Origin of the sequence: Klebsiella sp. K4 (assembly GCF_014596785.2) — a bacterium.
In the GTDB taxonomy this organism is placed as follows: Bacteria; Pseudomonadota; Gammaproteobacteria; order Enterobacterales; family Enterobacteriaceae; genus Klebsiella; species Klebsiella pneumoniae.
This window is the reverse complement of sequence record NZ_CP115021.1, coordinates 3,227,568-3,248,810: the sequence shown is the minus strand read 5'-3', so window position 1 is coordinate 3,248,810 and position 21,243 is coordinate 3,227,568. Positions and strand designations below refer to the sequence as shown.

At 54.5% G+C, this 21,243-nt stretch carries 23 protein-coding genes and 1 pseudogene; 13 read left to right on the top strand and 11 right to left on the bottom strand.

Annotation, left to right across the window (positions count from 1 at the left end):
• The first annotated feature begins 35 nt into the window (after nt 1–35).
• Entirely contained in the window at nt 36–830 is a 795-nt protein-coding gene (locus tag IB144_RS16295; RefSeq protein ID WP_004140469.1) for a helix-turn-helix transcriptional regulator, read from the top strand.
• Here IB144_RS16295 and IB144_RS16290 read toward each other — a convergent pair.
• The 3 genes and pseudogenes from IB144_RS16290 to IB144_RS16280 all read right to left on the bottom strand — a co-directional run bounded on the left by IB144_RS16290 (nt 814) and on the right by IB144_RS16280 (nt 2,129).
• Entirely contained in the window at nt 814–1,260 is a 447-nt protein-coding gene (locus tag IB144_RS16290) for a DUF441 domain-containing protein (RefSeq protein WP_002901080.1), read from the bottom strand. The genes IB144_RS16295 and IB144_RS16290 overlap by 17 nt on opposite strands.
• Nucleotides 1,261–1,376: 116 nt before the next feature.
• The gene (locus IB144_RS16285) at nt 1,377–1,877 is read right to left on the bottom strand and encodes a YbaK/prolyl-tRNA synthetase associated domain-containing protein (RefSeq protein WP_004892876.1); all 501 of its coding nucleotides are present in this window, start codon (nt 1,875–1,877) and stop codon (nt 1,377–1,379) included.
• 95 nt (nt 1,878–1,972) lie between these two features.
• Nucleotides 1,973–2,129, bottom strand: a pseudogene (locus IB144_RS16280) (hypothetical protein).
• Here IB144_RS16280 and IB144_RS16275 point away from each other — a divergent pair.
• Nucleotides 2,124–3,260, top strand: coding sequence for a glycosyltransferase family 9 protein (locus IB144_RS16275; protein ID WP_074421917.1), 1,137 nt, complete (start codon nt 2,124–2,126; stop codon nt 3,258–3,260). The pseudogene IB144_RS16280 and the gene IB144_RS16275 overlap by 6 nt on opposite strands.
• A 170-nt stretch (nt 3,261–3,430) precedes the next feature.
• Here the strand turns inward: IB144_RS16275 and IB144_RS16270 are convergent, their stop codons facing one another.
• Nucleotides 3,431–3,673, bottom strand: a complete 243-nt coding sequence (locus IB144_RS16270) for a DinI family protein (RefSeq protein ID WP_002901096.1) — start codon at nt 3,671–3,673, stop codon at nt 3,431–3,433.
• A gap of 270 nt (nt 3,674–3,943) precedes the next feature.
• Between IB144_RS16270 and IB144_RS16265 the strand changes: the two genes are divergently transcribed.
• Entirely contained in the window at nt 3,944–4,363 is a 420-nt protein-coding gene (locus IB144_RS16265) for a translesion error-prone DNA polymerase V autoproteolytic subunit (protein WP_002901192.1), read from the top strand.
• A 2-nt stretch (nt 4,364–4,365) separates the two neighbouring features.
• Nucleotides 4,366–5,631, top strand: a complete 1,266-nt coding sequence (locus IB144_RS16260; RefSeq protein WP_004183665.1) for a Y-family DNA polymerase — start codon at nt 4,366–4,368, stop codon at nt 5,629–5,631.
• Between the two features lie 6 nt (nt 5,632–5,637).
• On the opposite strand, the gene IB144_RS16255 is transcribed toward IB144_RS16260, so the two are convergent.
• The gene (locus IB144_RS16255; RefSeq protein ID WP_004140447.1) at nt 5,638–6,543 is read right to left on the bottom strand and encodes a LysR family transcriptional regulator; all 906 of its coding nucleotides are present in this window, start codon (nt 6,541–6,543) and stop codon (nt 5,638–5,640) included.
• A gap of 166 nt (nt 6,544–6,709) precedes the next feature.
• On the opposite strand from IB144_RS16255, the gene IB144_RS16250 reads away from it, so the two are divergent.
• The gene (locus IB144_RS16250; RefSeq protein ID WP_004213132.1) at nt 6,710–7,459 is read left to right on the top strand and encodes an SDR family oxidoreductase; all 750 of its coding nucleotides are present in this window, start codon (nt 6,710–6,712) and stop codon (nt 7,457–7,459) included.
• Here IB144_RS16250 and IB144_RS16245 read toward each other — a convergent pair.
• Complete coding sequence (locus IB144_RS16245) at nt 7,456–8,673, bottom strand: MFS transporter (protein WP_040216465.1); 1,218 nt, start codon at nt 8,671–8,673, stop codon at nt 7,456–7,458. The two genes, IB144_RS16250 and IB144_RS16245, sit on opposite strands and share 4 nt — an antisense overlap.
• 175 nt (nt 8,674–8,848) lie before the next feature.
• On the opposite strand from IB144_RS16245, the gene IB144_RS16240 reads away from it, so the two are divergent.
• Nucleotides 8,849–9,730: a LysR family transcriptional regulator gene (locus IB144_RS16240; protein WP_004179386.1), complete on the top strand. Its 882-nt coding sequence runs from the start codon at nt 8,849–8,851 to the stop codon at nt 9,728–9,730.
• A gap of 70 nt (nt 9,731–9,800) precedes the next feature.
• Here the strand turns inward: IB144_RS16240 and IB144_RS16235 are convergent, their stop codons facing one another.
• Complete coding sequence (locus IB144_RS16235; protein WP_014907792.1) at nt 9,801–9,920, bottom strand: hypothetical protein; 120 nt, start codon at nt 9,918–9,920, stop codon at nt 9,801–9,803.
• Between the two features lie 67 nt (nt 9,921–9,987).
• Here IB144_RS16235 and IB144_RS16230 point away from each other — a divergent pair, with 67 nt between their 5' ends.
• The gene (locus IB144_RS16230; protein WP_134894588.1) at nt 9,988–10,299 is read left to right on the top strand and encodes a hypothetical protein; all 312 of its coding nucleotides are present in this window, start codon (nt 9,988–9,990) and stop codon (nt 10,297–10,299) included.
• Between the two features lie 121 nt (nt 10,300–10,420).
• On the opposite strand, the gene IB144_RS16225 is transcribed toward IB144_RS16230, so the two are convergent.
• Nucleotides 10,421–10,903, bottom strand: coding sequence for a glutathione peroxidase (locus IB144_RS16225; RefSeq protein WP_002901230.1), 483 nt, complete (start codon nt 10,901–10,903; stop codon nt 10,421–10,423).
• Nucleotides 10,904–11,061: 158 nt separating this feature from the next.
• On the opposite strand from IB144_RS16225, the gene IB144_RS16220 reads away from it, so the two are divergent.
• Entirely contained in the window at nt 11,062–11,625 is a 564-nt protein-coding gene (locus IB144_RS16220; RefSeq protein WP_004190861.1) for a hypothetical protein, read from the top strand.
• 45 nt (nt 11,626–11,670) lie between these two features.
• Here the strand turns inward: IB144_RS16220 and IB144_RS16215 are convergent, their stop codons facing one another.
• Nucleotides 11,671–12,954 carry a YeaH/YhbH family protein gene (locus tag IB144_RS16215; protein ID WP_004152363.1) on the bottom strand — a complete coding sequence of 428 codons (1,284 nt, stop codon included), beginning with the start codon at nt 12,952–12,954 and terminating at the stop codon, nt 11,671–11,673.
• 85 nt (nt 12,955–13,039) lie between these two features.
• Nucleotides 13,040–14,974, bottom strand: coding sequence for a protein kinase YeaG (yeaG, locus tag IB144_RS16210; RefSeq protein WP_002901234.1), 1,935 nt, complete (start codon nt 14,972–14,974; stop codon nt 13,040–13,042).
• A gap of 78 nt (nt 14,975–15,052) precedes the next feature.
• On the opposite strand from yeaG, the gene IB144_RS16205 reads away from it, so the two are divergent.
• Together IB144_RS16205 and IB144_RS16200 are read left to right on the top strand one after the other, a co-directional pair.
• On the top strand, nt 15,053–16,987 hold the full coding sequence (locus tag IB144_RS16205; protein WP_023328051.1) for a recombinase family protein: 1,935 nt from the start codon (nt 15,053–15,055) through the stop codon (nt 16,985–16,987).
• A 524-nt stretch (nt 16,988–17,511) separates the two neighbouring features.
• Nucleotides 17,512–17,889, top strand: a complete 378-nt coding sequence (locus IB144_RS16200; protein WP_023328050.1) for a hypothetical protein — start codon at nt 17,512–17,514, stop codon at nt 17,887–17,889.
• Between the two features lie 161 nt (nt 17,890–18,050).
• Here IB144_RS16200 and IB144_RS16195 read toward each other — a convergent pair.
• Nucleotides 18,051–19,213, bottom strand: a protein-coding gene (locus IB144_RS16195) for an IS3 family transposase (protein ID WP_087759146.1) whose coding sequence is annotated in 2 segments (ribosomal slippage) — nt 18,051–18,952 and nt 18,952–19,213 — 1,164 coding nt in all. Because the reading frame shifts where the segments join, the coding sequence is not laid out codon by codon here.
• 288 nt (nt 19,214–19,501) lie between these two features.
• On the opposite strand from IB144_RS16195, the gene IB144_RS16190 reads away from it, so the two are divergent.
• From IB144_RS16190 to IB144_RS16180, 3 genes are all read left to right on the top strand, one after another.
• Nucleotides 19,502–19,654 carry a hypothetical protein gene (locus tag IB144_RS16190; protein ID WP_023328049.1) on the top strand — a complete coding sequence of 51 codons (153 nt, stop codon included), beginning with the start codon at nt 19,502–19,504 and terminating at the stop codon, nt 19,652–19,654.
• 73 nt (nt 19,655–19,727) lie between these two features.
• A complete protein-coding gene (locus IB144_RS16185; protein WP_188006560.1) occupies nt 19,728–20,150 on the top strand; it encodes a hypothetical protein in 423 nt (140 codons plus the stop codon).
• A 21-nt stretch (nt 20,151–20,171) separates the two neighbouring features.
• Complete coding sequence (locus tag IB144_RS16180; RefSeq protein WP_000654811.1) at nt 20,172–21,140, top strand: IS5 family transposase; 969 nt, start codon at nt 20,172–20,174, stop codon at nt 21,138–21,140.
• Nucleotides 21,141–21,243: the final 103 nt, after the last annotated feature.

The following is a 21,243-nucleotide window of genomic DNA, read 5'->3' as shown; positions in this document are numbered from 1 at the left end:
GCTAAAATGACAGATTATCGCTAATATCGGACAATATGATGATTGGACTGGGGCTGGATGGCTATGAACCGGACAGTGGCCACGAATCGGCCATTGCCTTTCGTATCCGGGTGGTGGAGGCGGAGCAGTATATTCCGGCGCATTCCCACCGTAAGGGGCAGCTGATCCTTGCCCTGCACGGCGCCTTGACCTGCGAGGTGGAGAACGCAATGTGGATGGTGCCGCCGCAGTATGCGGTGTGGGTTCCGGGGCAGCTGTCCCACAGTAACCGCGCTACCCCCGGCGCCCAGGTATGCTTCCTGTTCATCGAGCCGGGCGCCGCGCCGATGCCGGATCGCTGCTGTACGCTAAAGATTTCCCCGCTGGTGCGAGAGCTGATCCTTACTCTGGCGGAGCGCGGCGGAGAGTCCCTGGCTGCCCCCGCCACGGCCCGGCTGGTGCAGGTTCTGTTTGATGAGCTGCCCCGCCAGCCGCAGGAGCACCTGCAGCTGCCGGTATCAAACCACCCGAAAATTCGTCAAATGGTGACGATGATGGCTGAGGATCCGGCGCGCTGGCAGACCCTGAGCCAGTGGGCGGCGGTGTTTGCGATGAGCGAGCGGAATCTGGCCCGCCTGGTAGTGCGCGAAACGGGGCTGAGCTTTCGCCGCTGGCGCCATCAGCTGCAGCTGATCCTCGCGCTGCAGCTGCTGATCCGCGGGCAGACGGTGCAGCAGACGGCTCAGGCGCTGGGCTACGATTCCACCACCGCCTTCATCACCATGTTTAAAAAAGGGCTCGGGCAGACACCGGGCCGCTATCACGGTAGCCTGGCTACGACTTCCCAATAAACAATGAGATGATCCCGGCGGCAATCAGCGGCCCGACCGGGACGCCGCGAAACAGGGCGACGCCGAGTACTGTACCGACCAGCAGCCCGGCCACCAGATGCGGCTGGGAGCCCATCAGGGAGACGCCGCGCCCGCCGAGCCACGAAACAAACACCCCGACCGCAATCGCCAGCAGCGATTTCCAGTTCATAAAGGAGTGGATCAGCGTCGAGGGCGGCAGCGTGCCGCTGGCGATAGGCGCCATCACGCCGATGGTCAGAATAATGATCCCGACGGTCAGTCCCTGTTTCTCAACCCAGGGAAAGAAGGCGTTCAGCGGCGTGACGCGCACGATAATCAGCACGAGGATGGAGATCGCCACGGTGGTGTTATGACTGATAAAGCCGAGCGCCGCCAGACCCAGCAGGATCAACAGGGTGGTATCAAACATGTACAGAGGTCCTTGCCAAAATAAGAATGCCAAAAATATCCCGCTTACTCTACGCATCGTGGCGTGAATAAACAGGATTTTTACGCCATGCGGCGGAAATCTGGGCGGATGCCCGGTTAGCTAAGACGGCGAAAGGTCGCGATCTCTGGTCGGGCGATATGTAAATAGTCTTCGGTGTCGAGAATGATCGACCGGTCCAGGCGCCCGGCGTTAAAGGCGATTTGTGGAAAGCGTTCAAACAGCAGCGGGTCCGCCACCAGCCGCAGCGCCGGATGGAAACTGAAGGGGGGAATGGCGCCGAACACGCAGGCGGTGAGGGCATCCACCTCCGCCGGGCTGGCCAGCGAGGCTTTGCTGCCGCCGATATGCCGGGCCAGGCTGGCGAGATCGGCCTGGCGATCGGCGGCGAGGATCGCCAGCACATGCTGGTTGACGCCGTTTCCTTTCACTTTACAGACTAACGCTTTCGCGCCCTGGCCAAGCGCGGTGCCGCGGATTGCCGAGACGGCTTCGCACTGACCGACCGCCTCGTGCGCCATCACCCGGTAGCGGGCCCGGTGCTCGTCGAGCAGCGCGCACAGCCGCTGGTGGATATTACCTTCTACTGCTTCAAGCATAGCGTCCTCCTGACATCATAAAGCAGCCAGCTTAGCGCTGTTGCGCCGGCCTGCCAACGGTGGGCCGGGAAATTCACCATTCGCTCATTATTACTTCACAGTGCTGTGGTGCAATCCCGCAGGCGCAGATGAGTTTTGTAAATAAAAAAAAGAATGATTTTCATTTTCAATCGAACTTTTTTTATTTCGCTCAGTCTCTATCGGACGACACAGAATATTAATAATTGCCGTAATGAGGTTAGGATGATGCACGATGCAACCATGCAGGGTTCCCCACGCAAGAAATTTAATAAAATAAGGGAGCTCAACAGACGGCGGAATTACTTTACTAAGAAAGTACGTAATGCCCTGCGGGTGGGGGTGGCGAAAGCGCTCTGGGATCGCCGACGCCGTCAGCCGGTAGATTTGTCGTCTGCGAAAACCGTCCTGTTGATGCGCAATGAGGGGGCGGTCGGCGATGTAGTGGTGGATTCCGCGCTGGTGAAATGCCTGCATCAGTCAGGCTATATCGTTGATTTTTTGCTGACGACCTCTAACAGCCAGGTGATGCGTTATAACCCGCGGATCCGCCATATTTATGAAGCTGACCCGGTCACGTCCGCCGATTTTTTGCGTAAATTTAATCATAACGTTCCTCGCGACGTTATTAATGAACTGGCTAATAATAAGTACGATATTATTATTGACCCTTCGCTGTTCGATATTCCCGTGCATCGCCTGCGGCTTTTTCGACAAATAAAAGCCAAATCAGTGCTCGGGTTTAATAAATGGCCATCGATTAAGCACTACTCCCACTCTTTTGATTTTGACTGCCAGCGCTGGCACGTGACGAAAACGTTCGAGCTGATCGCCGATTATCTCCAACTGGACACCCGCGGGCTGGACGCTTACGACCTGGCGGTGCCCGGGCCGATTATGCAGGAGGTGGCGCAGTATCTGGCGTCGCTAAGCGGAAAAGCGGTGGTGATTAATATTTTTGCCGGCCATGCCGACCGCAGTCTCTCGCAGACGCAGCTGGCGGAACTGCTCGACAAACTGCTGGCCCGCCATCCGGGGAACGCGGTTATTCTGCTCGATCACCGGCGCGAGATCCGCATCCCGCTACCGCCGGAGGTGGTGATTAACCCATTTAACACGTTACACCATGCGATGGCGCTGATCGCCCAGGCGGAGCTGATTATCTCCCCGGACACCTCGGTGGTGCACATGGCGGCGGCGTGGAACAAACCGCTGATCGCGGTCTATAAGGACGTTCTGCTTAATAACCGGCTGTGGGCCCCGGGCTATGACAACGCCAGGCAGATCATTGTTAAATGCGGGAAGGTCCATCAGCATCGCGGGCTAGTGGATAGAATTATAGCGGCGCTACCGGAGACGCTGTGAGGCGATGAGGGGAGACAGGTAGGGCTCACCTGCTGGCCGTATGCAAGAGCCAGCAGGTGAGCGAAGGTTGCATTGCCAGTCTGCAACCGCCGCTATTGTACTGCTGCCCGCGGCTCTGCCACATCCGGGAAAGCTCTTAAAGAGGTGGTCGCCGCGACTGACGGGCGGGATCACTCTTCAGTGAGCCACATATCCGCCTCTTCAAACATCTCCTGCACCGTGCGGCTGATCAGCTCTTTTTCATGCTTGCTGGCGTCGGTGTTGATCGCCGGCAGCGTCATCATCGGCTTCACCCGCACTTCCGCCTCCGGGAAAATGCGCTGCATGCGTTTGGTCAGCTCGTTAAGAATGGCCTCTCTGGCGCCCGGCAGCCCGGCAAAATTGCGCTTGTCATAAATCAGTTCCACAAACATCTTCTGTCCTCTGTATGCTGATCGCGGGCGATAGTTTTACTGTATTAATGTACAGTGTCAAGCGAATGCCGCGGCGCTGCGCATCTACCACCTCGCGCGGCGGGCGGGCTGCGCGCAAAAGCAGCAAACGGTTCGCTGGTGCTGAAGAAGACCCCTATTGACATCAAGGAGTTATTTCAGTGCTGGCGATTGATAGCTGGAGCCGATATTGACCGGTAAAATTGGCAAAACTACTGTATATATATTCAGTATTGTGTGGTGGGTTGAAAAATGAACGTTTACACGCCGGTTGAGCTACGTCAGATTGTCTCCTTTCCCTTTTTTGCCGACCTGGTGCAGTGCGGCTTTCCCAGCCCGGCTCAGGACTATGTTGAGAAGCGAATCGACCTCAACGAGCTGCTGGTGCAGCATCCCAGCGCGACCTATTTTGTCAAAGCCGCTGGCGACAGCATGATCGATGCCGGCATTGACGAAGGCGATTTGCTGGTGGTGGACAGCGCGCGTAAAGCGGAGCATGGCGATATCGTGATTGCCGCCGTCGGCGGCGAGTTTACGGTAAAGAAGCTGCAGCTTCTGCCGCGGGTGCAGCTTAACCCGATGAACCCGGCCTATTCACCCATCGTGGTCGGCCGCGAGGAGACGCTCGATATTTTCGGCGTCGTAACCTACATCATCAAGGCGGCGGGCTGATCATGTTCGCGCATTGTGATGTGAACGCCTTCTATGCCAGCTGTCAGACCGCCTTCCGGCCAGACCTGAAGGGGCGGCCGGTGGTGGTGCTGTCGAACAACGACGGCTGCGTGATCGCCCGCTCGGCGGAGGCGAAGCCGTTTGTGAAAATGGGCGAACCCTACTTTAAGCAGAAGGCTGCGTTTCTTCGCCACGGCGTCGTGGCGTTTAGCAGTAATTATGAGCTGTATGCCGACATGTCCAGCCGGGTCATGGCCACCCTGGAAGAGCTCACCCCGCGCTGCGAAATTTACAGTATCGATGAGGCCTTTTGCGATGTCAGCGGTGTGCGTCATTGCAGAGATCTGACCGATTTTGGCCGCGAAATCCGTGCCACGGTGCTGCAGCGTACCCATCTGACGCTGGGCGTTGGCATCGCCCCGACCAAAACCCTGGCGAAGCTGGCCAACCACGCGGCGAAGCAGTGGCCGCGGCAGACGGGCGGGGTAGTGGACTTGTCCTGCCCGCAGCGGCAGCGAAAGCTGATGGCGCTGCTGCCGGTGAGCGAGGTCTGGGGCATCGGGCGGCGGATCGGCAAAAAGCTTGAAGCGATGGGGATCGGCACGGTACTCCAGCTGGCGGAGAGCGATATCCGCTTTATCCGCAAGCACTTCACGGTGGTGCTCGAACGAACGGTACGGGAGCTGCGCGGCGAGCCTTGCCTGGCGCTGGAGGAGTTTGCCCCCGCTAAGCAGGAAATTATCTGCAGCCGCTCGTTCGGGGATCGGATTACGGCCTATGAGGATATGCGCCAGGCGATCTGCAGCTATGCCGCGCGGGCAGCAGAAAAGCTGCGCGGTGAGCATCAGTACTGCCGGTTCGTCTCCGCCTTTGTCAAAACCAGCCCCTTCGCGCTGAATGAACCCTATTACGGCAACAGCGCCTCGCTAAAGCTGCTGACGCCGACCCAGGACTCCCGGGATATTATCGCCGCGGCGACGAGCTGTCTGGATGCCATCTGGAAAGCGGGGCATCGCTATCAGAAGGCCGGCGTGATGCTCGGCGATTTCTACAGCCAGGGCGTCGCCCAGCTGAATCTGTTCGACGAGCTTGCTCCGCGGCACAACAGCGCCAGACTGATGCAGGTTCTCGATCAGCTGAATGCGAAAAACGGCAGGGGGGCGCTCTATTTTGCCGGCCAGGGGATCCAGCAGCAGTGGCAGATGAAGCGAGAGATGCTCTCGCCGCGCTACACCACGCGATACGGCGACCTGCTCCGCGTCAGATAACGCGCGCTATCCCTGCACCGCGGCCGGAAAAACCGCCGCCAGCCAGTCAATAAAGACGCGGAGCCGGGGCGGGACGTGCCGGTGCCGGGCATAGACAACGTGAAAAGGATAGGGGGCCGGGCGCCAGGCGCTGAGGATCTCCACCAGTTCGCCGCTCGCCAGCGCCGGTTTCAGCGAATAGGTAAAGGTCTGCACAATGCCTAAGCCCGCCTCGCCGGCGGCAATATGCGCGTTGCTCTCATTGATGCCGAGATGGGGCTCTGTCTTCAGCTCGGTGCTGACGCCGTGACGCGTAAAGCGAAACGGAAACGCTCTGCCGCTGGCCGGCGACAGATAGCTGATGAGCCGGTGGCCATGATGTAGTTCATCCGGCGAGGCGGGGGTGCCGTAGCGCTGAAGATAGCCCGGGGTGGCGCAGGTGACCAGCGTCGCCTCGCCGATTTTACGGGCGATCAGCGTCGAGTCTTCCATCGGACCGCCGCGGATGGCGCAGTCAATATTGCCGCTGATGAGGTCCGCGGGTTTATCGGCCACCTGCAAATCGATACGGATATCCGGCCAGGAGGTCATAAAGTCCGCCAGCAGCGGGATCAGCACATCGCACGCGGTCGACCCGCCGATGGCGATCCGTAGATGGCCCTTCGGCTTATTGCGGGCGGTATTGAACGACGCGTCGATCTCTTCCAGGTCTTCCAGCAGACAGCGGGCTTTTTCATAGTACTCCCGTCCTTCCGGCGTCACGGTGATACGCCGCGTAGTGCGCTGCAGGAGGGAAACCCCAAGATGCGCCTCCAGTTGCTGAATGGTTTTGCTGAGGGTGGCGTTGGGCATATTCAGCGAGTCCGCGGCGCGGGTAAAGCTGCCGGCTTCGACAACGCGGGTGAAGGCTTTGAGAGCTGAAAACCGGTCCATTATTCGCTTTATCCTGGTTACTGAAGGTCATTATCCACCGAGGGGAAGAGTGTTTTTCAGATTAGGCCATTTTTCCGCCTCGCCGGGACGATTACAGTGCTTTCCATACCCGGCGGGGCGCGTTCGCGAGCCTGGCCTGTTTATACTCTAACCAAGGAGATGCACCATGAGCAAAAAACTTGCGGATAAAGTGGCGTTAGTCACCGGCGGCAGCGCCGGGATTGGCCTGGCGTCGGCGAAAGCGCTGGCGGAGCAGGGCGCGAAGGTGTACATCACCGGCCGCCGTCAGGAGGAGCTGGATGCGGCGGTAAGATTCATCGGGCCCGCCGCCCGCGCGATCCGCGCCGACGCCGCCGTGTTAAGCGACCTTGACGCGGTATTTGCGACCATTGCCGAAGAGTCCGGCCGGCTGGATGTGCTGTTCGCCAATGCCGGCGGCGGAGACATGCTGCCGCTGAGCGCCATCACCGAAGCGCACGTCGACCGGATTTTCGCCACCAACGTGCGCGGGGTGGTGTTCACCGTGCAAAAAGCGCTGCCGCTGCTCGCCGATGGCGCCTCGGTGATTTTGACCGGCTCTACGGCGGCGGTAAAAGGGACGGCTAACTTCAGCATCTATAGCGCCAGTAAGGCCGCGGTACGCAGCCTGGCGCGCTCCTGGGCGCTGGAGGTTAGCGACCGCGGGATCCGCATCAATGTGGTCAGCCCGGGGCCGGTACGTACCCCGGGTCTGGGAGGGCTGGTGGCGGAGGCGGACCGCCAGGGCTTGTTCGATGCTCTGGCGGCCGGCGTACCGCTCGGGCGGCTGGGCGAGCCGGAGGAGATTGGCCGGACGGTGGTATTTTTAGCGTCGGATGAGTCGAGCTTTATTAACGCCGCGGAGATCTATGTCGACGGCGGGCTGGCGCAAATCTAAGCGCCTGCCGTCGCCGCACCGATCTGACCGGGCAGAGGCGCTTTCAGCAGGGCGATCAGCAGCGTACTGCCCACCATGATCCCCGCCGCCAGCCACACCATTCCCGACAGGCCAGCTGAGGCGATCAACTGGCCGCCGACAAACGCCCCGGTGCCGATGGCGGCATTAAAAATGGCCACATAAATGGCTGACGCCGGCTGGGCGACCGCGCCCGCGCTGCGCAGCAGCCAGGTCTGTAAGCCGACGAACACAATCGCGATGCCGGCGCCCCACAGGGCTAACAGTAGCCCGCTAAAACAGAACGGCAGTGGCGCAAGACGGGCGGCGCCAAGGAGCGCCAGCGCGCCCCCGCTCAGCAGCAGCGCAGCGAAAATCAGCCCCTTCAGATGACGATCGATAAGCTTACCCGCGATAACGTTACCCAGCAGCCCGGAAACCCCTGACAGCAGCAGCAGGCCGGAGAGGGCGGTCGCCGGGACTCCCTGCAGATTTATCAGCAGCGGTTCAATGTAGGTGAAGGCGGCAAAGTGAGCGGTAATGATGCAGGCCGTGGCGCCATACAGGCCACCGAGCAGCGGATTGCGGAAGATATCGCGATAAACACGCAGCCTGACGGGGGCAGGGGCGGCCAGCGGGGGCAGCGTCGAGCACAGCACAGCAGCGGCGGCTAGTGACAGCAAGGCCATCGACATAAACGCGAGTCGCCAGCCCGCCAGGGTGGCGATAAAGCTCGCCAGCGGCACCCCCACTACGCTTGCCGCTGACACGCCGCCAAAAATGATCGCCGTGGCCAGCCCCAGCCGGTGCGGCGGCGCCAGCTGCGCGGCGACAATGCCAATTAAGGCCCAGAAGGCGCCATGCGCCAGGGCGCCAATCATGCGGGCGCTCATCAGGGCGAACATCGAATAAGACCGGGTTGCGGCGAGGCAGGAAAACGCGAGGATCAGCATCAGCCCGACCAGCAGCGCCTTGCGGGAAATACGCGCCGGCATTGCGCCGGAAAGCAGAGCCGCCAGGGCGCCTACCCAGCCATAGGCGGTGACGGCGAGGCCCACGCCGGATTCCGTCTGGTGAAAATCCGCCGCCAGGGCGCTGAGCATGCCCACCGGCGCCAGTTCGCTGGTGACGATCGAAAAGGCGCAGATCCCGAGCGCAACGACGGCAGTCCAGACGCGCGCCGGCGCCGGGTGGAGGGGTAAAGCAATCTCTTTCATATCAGGCGTATCCTTAGGAAAGGAGCGTTCCGCGCGGTGCACGAACGTTCAGGTGAGGAGAGAGCAGGCGATCGGATGGCCTGGTTGTCTCCGCGAATGGCGTGCAGTATCATCCCTGCAAAATTGATAAAAAAGAGCAGAAAACGGAGAGCCGTTTTCCATAAATGGAAAAGAGATGACCGCAGAATTTCACTGGGATGATGCTCGCATATTCCTCGCCATCGCCCGGGCGGGAACGCTGAGCGGCGCCGCCGACAAGATGAACATGGGGATTGCCACGGTCTCCCGCCGGCTGGATCGGCTGGAGCAGGCGTTGAACGTTCCGCTCTTCAGCCGCCATCAGAGCGGCTACCGCCTGACCGACGATGGCGAAGCCCTGCTCGCGCGGGCGGAGGCGCTGGAATACGCTGGCCTGGCGTTCGGCGAAGCGGCGCAACTGCAGGGGCATGTCGCCGGGGTTGTTCGCCTGGCCACCTCGGATAACCTGGCCACGCATTTTATTCTGCCCTCCCTGAAAGGGCTCCTGGACCATTATCCCGAGCTGCGGGTGGAGGTGCTGAGCGGCGTGCAGCCGGTGAACCTGCACCGTCGGGATGCCGATCTGGCGATCCGCATGGTCAAGCCTGAGGCCGGGCATCTGACGTTAAAGCGGCTGGGGACGGTGGGGTTTGGCGTCTATGGCGCCGCCGACTGTCTGGTCGGCGCGGACGGCCTGTCGCTGAGCGAGGCGGACTTTGTGGGGTGGCCGGAAACTCACCAGCACCTGCCGGCCGCCCAATGGATCACGCGCACCCTGCGCGGCCGGCCGTGTAAAGTCGAAGCCAATACGCTCGTGGCCCAGGTTTCCGCAGTATCCGCGGGCCTCGGATTGGGCGTCCTGCCGCACTTTATGGCGCGGGCCAGCGGCCTGCAGTGCCTGCAGCCGGAGATCGGCGCGGATCAGACCCTCTGGCTGGTGATGCATTCTGACCTGGCCGGATCCAGACGCGTGCGGGTTCTCGCCGACCATCTCATCGCTCTCTTTGCGGACCATCAAGATCGGCTGGCGATGCCCTGAAGGGGCGCGGCTTGGGCGTGTATCGATAAGACTGCCCGAGGCTGACGAGCCACGATTTTTTCCGCGCCAGCTAACAGTGATACTCGCCGCGCAATATTCGGCCCAATGCTGCCCCGCAGTCGAAAATACTGCAGAGTGAGAGGATATCCCCGTCCGGCAAAATAATTTTGTGTTGTTGCCAGCGCGGCATTGTTGCGCTCCCCCAGAAATGCCTGTCGATGTTAGGGTGAGACGTTTATCACCACAGGAGAACGCAAATGATTGTCAGGACCTGGCACGGCTGTGTGCCATTGCAACATGCTGAGGGGTTTGCCCGCCACCTTGAGCTGACCGGCGTGGAACACGCCCGGGGTATCCCCGGCAACAGAGGCGCGCTGGTGCGCCAGGAAAACCAGGGCGAATGGGCGCATTTCTTTCTTGTCACCTACTGGCAGGATCTCGCGGCGGTCAAAGCCTTCGCTGGCGAAGACTATCACGTCGCGGTCACCTATCCGGACGACGAAGCATTCGAACTCCTCTCCGACCCCTATGTGTTTCAGCATGAAGTCGAGGCCGTGTCGCCGCTGTAGGCTGATGACCGGGCAGGTGGAAGATTGGCCAGCAGCAGGCGGTTGCTGGCTGCGCGAGAGCGACGTCTACCTTGTATGGGCAGCCAGCCGCCGCTGGGTGAACGTGGCATGATGGGAACACTCAGCGCGTGAGGGCCGCGACAATGGAGGCTTCCATTTTCTCCGGCGTCGTGAACGGCGCAAAACGCGTGAGGGGTGTGCCGTCGCGACCGATGAGGAACTTGGTGAAATTCCACTTGATCCGTCCGCCGAGCACGCCGGGCAACGCTTGTTTCAGATAACGAAACAGCGGGTGTGCGGCGGGGCCGTTGACGTCCACTTTCTCAAACATCGGGAAGCTCACGCCGTAGTTAACGTGACAAGTCTGCTCGATTTCATCCGCACCGCCGGGTTCCTGCTTACCAAACTGGTTGCACGGGAAACCAAGCACTACCAGCCCCTGAGCCGCGTACTTTTTGTAGAGCGCTTCCAGGCCAGCGTATTGCGGTGTGAAGCCACAATGGCTGGCCGTATTCACCACCAGAACCACCTTGCCAGCATAGTCAGCCATGGAGAGGGGCTGGCCGCGCAGGCGGGTAGCCGTCAATTGATAAAAAGGGGTCATAGCAGGCTCCTGAGAGTAGAAACAGTTCAACGCTGACGATCGCGCGAATGTTTGAAGCAGATTAGGCAGTTATGATACACAGGGTTAGGGATTTGTACCTGGAGTGTTAAAAAAACGCCAGATGTCATAGAGAAAATCGCGAACAGGAACGGCTGAAAATGATGAAATATGTCTTATCGCTGGTGGTGGTGGCGATACTCGCAGGATGTACCAGCACGCCAAACTTGCCGCCTCGGGATACCATTGTGGCGATGAAACCCACAGAGTCCGGTATTGTCGCCAGCTCAGCGAAATACAGTTACCGCTTTGTCCGTGACGGTGTGCCTCAGGAATATCAGCGTTATAAGACCTTTTATGAACGCTTTCACCAACAGGCTTCCGGCGTGCGGGTTAACTTTGTCGTGGTACAACATGAGGTGACGGCGGAATATCTGGTGGTGATGGATCAGCGCAAACTGGATGCCGGGCAGCATAGCGAGCTGGTGAATCAGTATCATGCGGTGCAAATTGATAACGATCGCCTCGGGGTGTTGTTTAAAGCGACAGGATTTTGGACTGCATCGGACGCGTCAGATCTGGCCGCCGCCTACCAGTTAGCGCACCCCGTTGTGGTATCAATCAATGATAAGACCAAAACGATTAGCTCGCTTGGCGCCGTTGCCCTGGCCCCGTTGTTTCCGTTTTACATGATGTATGGATGTGCCACCGGGCCTTGTGTCTGAGGAAAACAGCCAGCAAGTCACTCGACTCACTGGCTGAGTATTTAATTAAGCTTCACTTTTAGATGACTGCTTGTGAAACAGTTCGCGGAATACCGGGTAGATATCCTCCTGGTCGCGAATATGCTGCATGGCGAAATTATCAAAGGTCGCCTGCAGGTGTTCATACTCGCGCCACAGGGTCTGATGCGCCCGGCGGGTAATTTCGATATAGCTGTAATAACGCACCACCGGCAGAATTTTCTTCGCCAGCAGTTCGTGGCACAGCGGGGAGTCATCGGCCCAGTTGTCGCCATCCGACGCCTGGGCGGCGTAGATGTTCCACTGCGCCGGGTCATAGCGGGCCTGCACTACTTCATCCATCAGCTTCAGGGCGCTGGAGACAATGGTGCCGCCGGTTTCCTGAGAATAGAAGAATTCGTGCTCATCCACCTCTTTTGCCTGGGTATGGTGGCGGATATAGACCACGTCGACGTTTTTATAAGTCCGGCTGAGGAACAGATACAGCAGGATATAAAAGCGCTTGGCCATGTCTTTGGTGGCCTGGTCCATCGAGCCTGAGACGTCCATCAGACAGAACATCACCGCCTGGCTGGAAGGCTCCGGCCGTTTTTCGTAATTTTTGTAGCGTAAATCAAAGGTGTCGATAAACGGCACCCGCTCTATTTTAGCCCGCAGTTCGGCAATCTCTTTGCGCAGGCGCTCCTCCTCCAGCAGCTGCACCGGTTCGCTGCGGCTGATGGCTTCCAGATCCTCCTCCAGGGCGCGCAGTTCACGACGCTTGCCGGCGGTCATCGCCGTACGGCGGGCCAGCGAGTTCTGCAGTGAACGTACCACGCTGATGTTGGCTGGCACCCCATTGGAGGTAAAACCCGCGCGATGGGTTTTAAACTCGTTCAGCTGCCGGTGCTGGTTTTTCTTCAGGTTCGGCAGGGCCAGATCTTCAAATAACAGATCCAGGTATTCATCTTTCGAGATCTGGAAGACAAACTCATCCTTTCCTTCACCATCGGCGCTGGCTTGCCCCTGACCGCTACCGCCACCGCCGCCACCGCCCTGCGGGCGCTCAATGCGGTCGTTTTGCACAAAATGGTCGTTGCCCGGGTGGACGCGGTTGCGCAGGCCGCCGCGACCCTGATGAAACATCGGCTCGTTGATATCGTCCGTCGGGATCGAGACGGATTCTCCGCTCTCAATATCGGTCACCGAGCGCTTGTTGATGGCCTCGGAGATCGACTGTTTAATTTGCGCCTTATAACGGCGCAAAAAGCGCTGGCGGTTGACGGCGCTTTTGTTTTTCCCGTTCAGGCGTCGGTCTATGAACCAGGTCATATGCCCTCCTGTACTGCATTAGCCAACTTTACTTATCATCATTCAGCTGCAGTTGACCCGGCGGCGTGCCGCCGGGTTGGACGCATCAGGACGATTTACGAACCCGCAGGTACCACTCGCACAGCAGGCGAACCTGTTTGCGGGTGTAGCCTTTCTCCATCATGCGGTCGACAAAGTCGTCATGTTTTTTCTGCTCATCGGTTGAGGTTTTGGCATTAAACGAAATGACCGGCAACAGCTCTTCGGTATTGGAGAACATTTTCTTCTCAATAACCGTGCGCAGTTTCTCATAGCTGGTCCAGTTCGGATTACGTCCGCTGTTGTTGGCTCTGGCGCGCAGCACAAAGTTGACGATTTCGTTACGGAAGTCTTTCGGGTTGCTAATCCCGGCTGGCTTCTCAATTTTCTCCAGCTCGGCATTCAACGATTCACGGTCAAACAGCTGCCCGGTGTCCGGATCGCGGTATTCCTGATCCTGGATCCAGAAGTCAGCGTAGGTGACATAGCGATCGAAAATGTTCTGCCCATACTCGGAGTAGGATTCCAGATAAGCGGTCTGGATCTCTTTGCCGATAAACTCGGCGTATTTCGGGATCAGATAGCCTTTGAGGAATTCCAGATAGCGCTCGGCCTGCTCCTGTGGGAACTGTTCGCGCTCAATCTGCTGCTCCAGCACATAGAACAGATGCACCGGGTTAGCGGCCACCTCGACGTGGTCGAAGTTAAATACCCGAGACAGGATCTTAAAGGCAAAGCGGGTGGAGAGCCCGTTCATCCCTTCATCAACCCCGGCGTAATCGCGATACTCCTGATAGGACTTCGCTTTCGGGTCGGTATCTTTCAGACTTTCGCCGTCATAGACCCGCATCTTCGAGTAGATGCTCGAGTTTTCCGGCTCTTTCAGGCGCGACAAAATCGAAAAGCGCGCCAGCGTTTCCAGGGTGCCCGGGGCGCAGGGCGCATGGGTCAGCTCACTGTTGTTGAGCAGTTTTTCATAGATGCGGATCTCTTCGGAGATACGCAGGCAATAAGGCACCTTGACGATATAGACGCGGTCGAGGAAGGCCTCATTGTTCTTGTTATTACGGAAGGTCACCCATTCCGATTCGTTGGAGTGAGCAAGGATGATCCCGTTAAACGGCAGGGCGGAGATCCCTTCGGTGCCGTTATAGTTACCTTCCTGGGTGGCGGTCAGCAGCGGATGCAGCACCTTAATCGGCGCTTTAAACATCTCGACGAACTCCATAATCCCCTGGTTGGCGCGGCACAGCGCACCGGAGTAGCCGTAGGCGTCCGGGTCGTTCTGCGCATAGTGTTCCAGCTTACGGATATCCACCTTACCGACCAGCGCTGAAATATCCTGGTTGTTTTCATCACCCGGTTCGGTTTTGGCGATGGCAACCTGCTCGAGAATCGATGGCCAGACTTTAACCACGCGGAATTTAGTGATATCGCCGCCAAACTCGTGCAGGCGCTTGGCCGCCCACGGCGACATAATGGTGCCGAGATAGCGGGTCGGGATGCCATACTCTTTCTGGAGGATCTGCGCATCTTCCTGCGGATTGAACAGGCACAGCGGGTGATCGTTGACCGGACTGCGTTCGCCGTTGGCGCTCAGCACATAGATGGGCACGCGCTGCATCAGCGCTTTCAGCCGTTCAGCCAGCGACGATTTACCACCGCCCACCGGCCCCAGCAGATAGAGGATCTGTTTCTTCTCTTCCAGCCCCTGGGCGGCATGCTTGAGGTAGGAAACGATCTGCTCAATGGCGTCTTCCATACCGTAAAACTCTTCAAATGCCGGATAGCGTGCGATAACCCGGTTTGAAAAGAGACGGGATAGCCGCGGCTCGAGAGCCGTATCAACCATGACGGGTTCACCAATGGCCATCAACAGACGTTCTGCCGCATTGGCATAGGCACTGCGATCTTGCCGGCAGATGGTAAGAAACTCCTGCAGTGTGAACTCTTCGTCCTTGGCAGCTTCGTAGCGCTGGCGATAGTGATCGAATATATTCATGGCATGCCGTCCTTTCGTATACTATGGGAACATTTTGATTTAATACTTTTAGCGTAGTTCTTCAACGGGATAAAAATTATGCTCCGTCCTATATGTTATGAGCGAGTATCAAGCATTCAGCAAATCGAAGGGGGCGGAGGTCTGGATGACCAACGTTCAGCACTGGAAGGTTACTTAGATAGAAATTCTGACAAATTCAGTAATGATAGAATATTCATTCAAGACAGAGGGGTGAGTGCGTTCAAAAACTCCAATATATCATCGGAGTCACAACTTGGGATATTTTTGCAAGATGTACAAAACCGCAAGTACGGCGAAGGTGACGCACTCATTGTGATGTCGCTTGACCGCATTAGTCGAAGGTCAAGTTGGGCAGAGGACACCATCAGGTTCATAGTGAACAGTGGGATCGAGGTTCACGATATTTCTGCCAGCACTGTGTTACGGAAAGATGATCCTCACTCGAAACTTATCATGGAACTGATACAGATGCGTTCTCACAACGAGTCGCTAATGAAGTCAGTACGAGCAAAGGCTGCATGGGATAGGAAAATCATTGAAGCAGTACAGAACGGTACAGTGATATCAAACAAAATGCCTATGTGGTTGAAGAACGTTGATAACAGGTATCAAGTGATTCAAGAAAAGGCAGATCTGATCATCAGATGCTTCGAGTGGTATAGGGATGGATTCAGTACTGGAGAGATAGTCAAACGTATTGCCGATCCAAAATGGCAGATGGTTACAGTTTCAAGGCTAGTAAGGGATCGTCGGTTGTTGGGTGAACATAAACGTTACAATGACGAGATTATTCATAATGTCTATCCAAAAGTCATAGATGATGATTTGTTTCTCACAGCTAATCGCATGATGGATCGTGTGATGTTGGAGAAGAATAAACCAGCAGAAGACCTGCTACTTGAATCTGATGTAGTGCAAGAGATCTTTCAGCTATATGAAAGTGGGCTTGGATCGGGTGCTATTGTTAAGCGTTTGCCGAAAGGGTGGAGTACTGTAAATGTACTAAGGGTTTTACGTGACAAAAATGTAGTAACGCAGAAGATTATTGATAACTTAACGTTTGAGCGTGTGAATCAAAAATTGTCAATGAATGGTGTAGCTAATCGTATTCGGAAGGATATAACTATTGCACAAGATGATTACATAACTAACTTATTCCCGAAGATCCTTAAGTGCGGTTGTTGTGGTGGTAATATTGCGATTCACTACAATCATGTCAGAACGAAATATGTGATTTGTCGAAATCGAGAAGAAAGGAAGATTTGTGATGCAAAATCTATACAGTATATTAGAATTGAAAAAAATATACTCAAATGTGTGAAGAATGTCGATTTTCAAAAATTAATGATAGAAAGTACTGGCAGTGAAACTTCAGTGCTGGATGGTCTGCGTGAAGAGCTATCATCATTACGCAGAGAAGAAAGTAGTTATAACGATAAAATAAACGAAAGAAAATTAGCAGGTAAAAGAGTAGGTATACATCTCAATGATGGGTTAACGGAGGTGCAGGACAGGATTGAGGAAATAGAAAAAGAAATTATCAGTGCTCAGACTGTAAGAGAGATACCTAAATTTGATTTTGATATGGATGAAGTACTTGATCCAATGAACATAGAGCTTCGGGCGAAAGTGCGAAAACAGCTTAGGTTAGTACTTAAAGCAGTGAAGTACTGGATGTTCGATAAACGTATTTTTATTCAATTGGAATACTTCAATGATGTACTTTCACACATGCTTGTAATTGATAATAAACGTGGCGGTGGAGAAGTAATGTATGAAATGTCCATTGAAGAAAAAAAAGGTGAGCGTATCTATACAGTTCATGAAAATGGTTATGCAGTTTTCATTGCATCAGTAACTATCGGCACAGAATTATGGTCGTTAGCTTTAAGCCGCACACGTACAATTGATAGCGTTGGCAATTACCTAAGCCTCCTTGCTCGTGAAGGTTTTGAGATCTTCGTAAACGAAGATCAAATTGATTGGTTTTAGTGTTGCGGCTTACCGGGGAATTTATCGTTCAGATAAATTAAAAAGAGGGTAGTTTGCCGTTTCTTTCGTTTGCAGCTGATAAAAGTACATCCCTAAATTAGCGACAAGTGCCATGTAACTCTTGAAATATTATAGAGCCTTTATTATGGGAAGCATTGCTGATTTACTTGTTAAAAAGTGAATTTCGACCTCACCAGACGCTCTGTGTGAGGTCTTTTTGTATAAAGGTATACATTTCCCTGCCTGAAGAGGTCAGATGCGTACTGAGCGTTACAGGGGAGTTGTGAAGTTTAACTTAAGAACAAGGAGGGATTTTAGATAAAGCTACGCACCCGGTGGGTTTGAATTTTCCGTATAAGATAAAGCAAATACTTTTTATCACCAACTTATGATAGCGTCAAGACAAAATTTAAATTTCTCGACTTTTTATGCTAAAACCGTACAATAGTTGCATCAAATGTGAATCAACAGTGAGGGCAGACAACATGAGATGACTTTTAATTTAGCCAAAAGGAGGTCTCACTATGACCGTATCAAAACGTGGCCGTGTGCCGCAAACAATCAAAGAAGCCATACAAGAGCAGTTCAGTCGCATGGGGGAAAGCTACTCTGCAAACATCAAGTGGGGGAAATCAGTTAATGCCCATTACTTCAAGGTCATTCGGGAAACGGATCAGCCAGAACCGATTTTTTACACCTTCGCAGTAATTGATAAAGCGATACATTATACATATTTTGACGTGAACACCTTTGAAGCAACTCAGCTATCGTTAGCTTGCTCAGAGGATGCGTTCTTTCAATTCATGTTCAGGTGTGATCTACCGTTAGACTTCGATGCATTTACCGAAATTATGCGTTTGATCTCATCGCATGGATTAGATGTCACTGCCTTTTATAAATAAGACATTATATCAACTCCTATTTTTGTTAGTCGTGATAAATAAGACTGTAAGAATAGGAGGGTTGATTATGACTTGGCTCAGTAATGTACTCATTGAAGTACTCGCAACAATAATTTATATATTTGTACTAATGATCCTCTCCTCGTAATATGGACACGCGCCTAAGCGAGATTCTGATTTTCAAATTGTTCCGGGCTGAGGCCGCCACAGGCACTGTGACGACGCCAGCGATTGTAATCGCACTCAATGTAATTAAATACCATCGTACGCATATCATCGCGACTGATTAGACGCTCACCGTGGATGCACTCTACCTTCAGCGTGTGGAAAAAGCTTTCCGCGCAGGCATTGTCATAGCAGCAGCCTTTTGCACTCATGCTGCCCCGAAGGTCGTGCTGCTTCAACAGGGCCTGATAATCTGCTGAGCAGTACTGACCACCCCGGTCGCTGTGGGCTATAACCCCTTTTGGCCGCTTACGCCGCCACAGCGCCATTTGCAGGGCATCGCATACCAGCCGGGCCGTCATTCGGGATGACATCGACCAGCCAATAACCGCGCGGGACCACAGGTCAATCACCACGGCAAGATACAGCCAGCCCTCATCGGTGCGAATGTAGGTGATGTCCTGCACCCACTTCTGATTCGGTGCGCTGGCGGTGAAATCCTGATTCAGCAGATTATCGAATACCGGCAGATTATGGGGCTTATAACTCACCGGACTGAACTTACGCGCGGCTTTGGCCCTTAGCCCCTGCCGCTTCAGGCTGGCCGCTACCGTTTTGATGTTGTATTTCACCCCCTGTTCGCGCAGCTCATCAGTAATGCGCGGTGCGCCGTAGCGCTGTTTCGCCTGATGAAAGGCCTGACTGACCGCTTTGTCACATTGCCGGCGAAATTGTTGACGCGGGCTTAGCTGCAGGCGACGGATACGCCAGGCATACCAGCCGCTGCGGGCCACGCGCAGCACCCGACACATGGCTTTAATGCTGAACTCAGCCTGATGTTTTTCGATGAAGACATACTTCATTTCAGGCGCTTTGCGAAGTATGTCGCGGCCTTTTGGAGGATAGCCAGCTCCTCGTCACGCTCTGCCAGCTGGCGCTTCAGGCGGGCATTTTCAGCGGCCAGCTCATTTTCCCGTTCGGAAGACGTTTTCTGCTGCTGTAATTTGCTGCGCCAGGTATATAGCTGAGACTCGTAAAGGCTGAGTTCCCGGGCGGCAGCGGCAACGCCGATGCGCTCCGCAAGCTTCAGGGCTTCGCTGCGGAATTCAGGCGAATGCTGTTTACGTGGTTTCTTACTTACGGTTGCTGATTTAGTCATGTGAGATACCTCTGTCTGGGAGTTTACTCACTTAGTCGCGTGTCCACTATTCGCGGGTAGGATCATAATTCCATGTTGGATAGTACTGCATCTTTGTTTTATGGTTTTGGTAGTATTACTGCTACCATTTAAGATTCCAGCTATAAATAGATATGTAATGACAAAAATGAAACACCAAAAATAAGCATGGTATAATATCATTATAACTCCTCCAATAATTTACCCCAATTCCTTGGGGTACTTTTTGTGTGGAAGAAAATCATAAAAGTTTAACAAAAGGACATTGTTATGAAAGAAAAGAAAACGATTAGTGTTGGAGTGAGGTTAAATCCTTCACAAGAAGAAATACTAAAATCACTTATAGAATGTGGTAAGGCTACTACGATTAGTTCAGCCATTCAGTATCTGATACATCAGTATGCGGTTTTAGGTAGCAAGTAAGGGTTTGGTACTTTCACTTTAGAAAAGTACTAACTGTACTTCAGGATGAAGTACTTATGTTCAAGGAAGAATTATGAAGAAGGGAAAAAGAAATGACCTAAAAGGTCAGAGATTGCCACGTATGAAAGAAGCATTACGAGTATGGAATAATTTTCACTCAAGAATACGTAATAACGTCAATTACAGTACTGTTAACATCTGCGATGACTGGTATCTCTTTAGTAACTTTTATTACTGGTATATTGATAATGTCGTTGATGATTGGCACTTGGATAAAGATATATTAGGAAGGAATGAGTACAGCCCAAGTAACTGTATCTTTGTACCGAGAGAAATCAATCAATTGTTTCGGGAAGTACCAACATCTTTATCAACTGGCGTAGTCGTTAATCACAAGGGCTATCAAGCACAAGCTACATTTGATAAGAAAGTACATAAATTTGGAACATACCCAACAGTAGAAGAAGCTCATACAGCTTATGTTGGGCTTTGTTGAATAAATCGAACTTTTGCTGAGTTGAAGGATCAGATCACGCATCCTCCCGACAACACAGACCATTCCGTGGCAAAGCAAAAGTTCAGAATCACCAACTGGTCCACCTACAACAAAGCTCTCATCAACCGTGGCTCCCTCACTTTCTGGCTGGATGATGAGGCGATTCAGGCCTGGTATGAGTCGGCAACGCCTTCATCACGAGGAAGGCCCCAGCGCTATTCTGATCTCGCCATCACCACCGTTCTGGTGATTAAACGCGTATTCCGGCTGACCCTGCGGGCTGCGCAGGGTTTTATTGATTCCATTTTTGCCCTGATGAACGTTCCGTTGCGCTGCCCGGATTACACCAGTGTCAGTAAGCGGGCAAAGTCGGTTAATGTCAGTTTCAAAACGTCCACCCGGGGTGAAATCGCACACCTGGTGATTGATTCCACCGGGCTGAAGGTCTTTGGTGAAGGCGAATGGAAAGTCAGAAAGCACGGCAAAGAGCGCCGTCGTATCTGGCGAAAGTTGCATCTTGCTGTTGACAGCAACACACATGAAGTTGTCTGTGCAGACCTGTCGCTGAATAACGTCACGGACTCAGAAGCCTTCCCGGGCCTTATCCGGCAGACTCACAGAAAAATCAGGGCAGCCGCGGCAGACGGGGCTTACGATACCCGGCTCTGTCACGATGAACTGCGCCGCAAAAAAATCAGCGCGCTTATTCCTCCCCGAAAAGGAGCAGGTTACTGGCCCGGTGAGTACGCAGACCGCAACCGTGCCGTTGCTAATCAGCGGCTGAGCGGAAGCAATGCACGGTGGAAATGGACAACGGAATATAACCGTCGCTCGATAGCGGAAACGGCAATGTACAGAATGAAGCAGTTGTTGGGAGATTCACTGACGCTGCGTGACTACGATGGTCAGGTAGCGGAAGCTATGGCCATGGTGCGAGCGTTGAACAGGATGACAAAGGCCGGGATGCCAGAAAGCGTGCGTATTGCCTGAAAATCCAGCCAGCTACAGGGTCGTTCGCACGAAATCTTATTTATTCAACAAAGCCCCTGAAAACACAACCCGCTACGGGGGAGACTTACCCGAAATCTGATTT

Excerpts from the sequence above, each read along its gene's own strand:
- IB144_RS16215 (WP_004152363.1), bottom strand. The coding sequence starts at position 12,954 with ATGACCTGGTTCATAGACCGACGCCTGAACGGGAAAAACAAAAGCGCC.
- IB144_RS16255 (WP_004140447.1), bottom strand. The coding sequence starts at position 6,543 with ATGGACCGGTTTTCAGCTCTCAAAGCCTTCACCCGCGTTGTCGAAGCC.
- IB144_RS16285 (WP_004892876.1), bottom strand. The coding sequence starts at position 1,877 with ATGCTTGAAGCAGTAGAAGGTAATATCCACCAGCGGCTGTGCGCGCTG.
- IB144_RS16185 (WP_188006560.1), top strand. The coding sequence starts at position 19,728 with ATGAAGAAGGGAAAAAGAAATGACCTAAAAGGTCAGAGATTGCCACGT.
- IB144_RS16220 (WP_004190861.1), top strand. The coding sequence starts at position 11,062 with ATGATGAAATATGTCTTATCGCTGGTGGTGGTGGCGATACTCGCAGGA.
- yeaG (WP_002901234.1), bottom strand. The coding sequence starts at position 14,974 with ATGAATATATTCGATCACTATCGCCAGCGCTACGAAGCTGCCAAGGAC.
- IB144_RS16270 (WP_002901096.1), bottom strand. The coding sequence starts at position 3,673 with ATGTTTGTGGAACTGATTTATGACAAGCGCAATTTTGCCGGGCTGCCG.
- IB144_RS16205 (WP_023328051.1), top strand. The coding sequence starts at position 15,053 with ATGCTCCGTCCTATATGTTATGAGCGAGTATCAAGCATTCAGCAAATC.
- IB144_RS16275 (WP_074421917.1), top strand. The coding sequence starts at position 2,124 with ATGCACGATGCAACCATGCAGGGTTCCCCACGCAAGAAATTTAATAAA.
- IB144_RS16290 (WP_002901080.1), bottom strand. The coding sequence starts at position 1,260 with ATGTTTGATACCACCCTGTTGATCCTGCTGGGTCTGGCGGCGCTCGGC.
- IB144_RS16230 (WP_134894588.1), top strand. The coding sequence starts at position 9,988 with ATGATTGTCAGGACCTGGCACGGCTGTGTGCCATTGCAACATGCTGAG.
- IB144_RS16225 (WP_002901230.1), bottom strand. The coding sequence starts at position 10,903 with ATGACCCCTTTTTATCAATTGACGGCTACCCGCCTGCGCGGCCAGCCC.
- IB144_RS16235 (WP_014907792.1), bottom strand. The coding sequence starts at position 9,920 with ATGCCGCGCTGGCAACAACACAAAATTATTTTGCCGGACGGGGATATC.
- IB144_RS16265 (WP_002901192.1), top strand. The coding sequence starts at position 3,944 with ATGAACGTTTACACGCCGGTTGAGCTACGTCAGATTGTCTCCTTTCCC.
- IB144_RS16250 (WP_004213132.1), top strand. The coding sequence starts at position 6,710 with ATGAGCAAAAAACTTGCGGATAAAGTGGCGTTAGTCACCGGCGGCAGC.
- IB144_RS16190 (WP_023328049.1), top strand. The coding sequence starts at position 19,502 with ATGAAAGAAAAGAAAACGATTAGTGTTGGAGTGAGGTTAAATCCTTCA.
- IB144_RS16260 (WP_004183665.1), top strand. The coding sequence starts at position 4,366 with ATGTTCGCGCATTGTGATGTGAACGCCTTCTATGCCAGCTGTCAGACC.
- IB144_RS16295 (WP_004140469.1), top strand. The coding sequence starts at position 36 with ATGATGATTGGACTGGGGCTGGATGGCTATGAACCGGACAGTGGCCAC.
- IB144_RS16240 (WP_004179386.1), top strand. The coding sequence starts at position 8,849 with ATGACCGCAGAATTTCACTGGGATGATGCTCGCATATTCCTCGCCATC.
- IB144_RS16245 (WP_040216465.1), bottom strand. The coding sequence starts at position 8,673 with ATGAAAGAGATTGCTTTACCCCTCCACCCGGCGCCGGCGCGCGTCTGG.
- IB144_RS16200 (WP_023328050.1), top strand. The coding sequence starts at position 17,512 with ATGACCGTATCAAAACGTGGCCGTGTGCCGCAAACAATCAAAGAAGCC.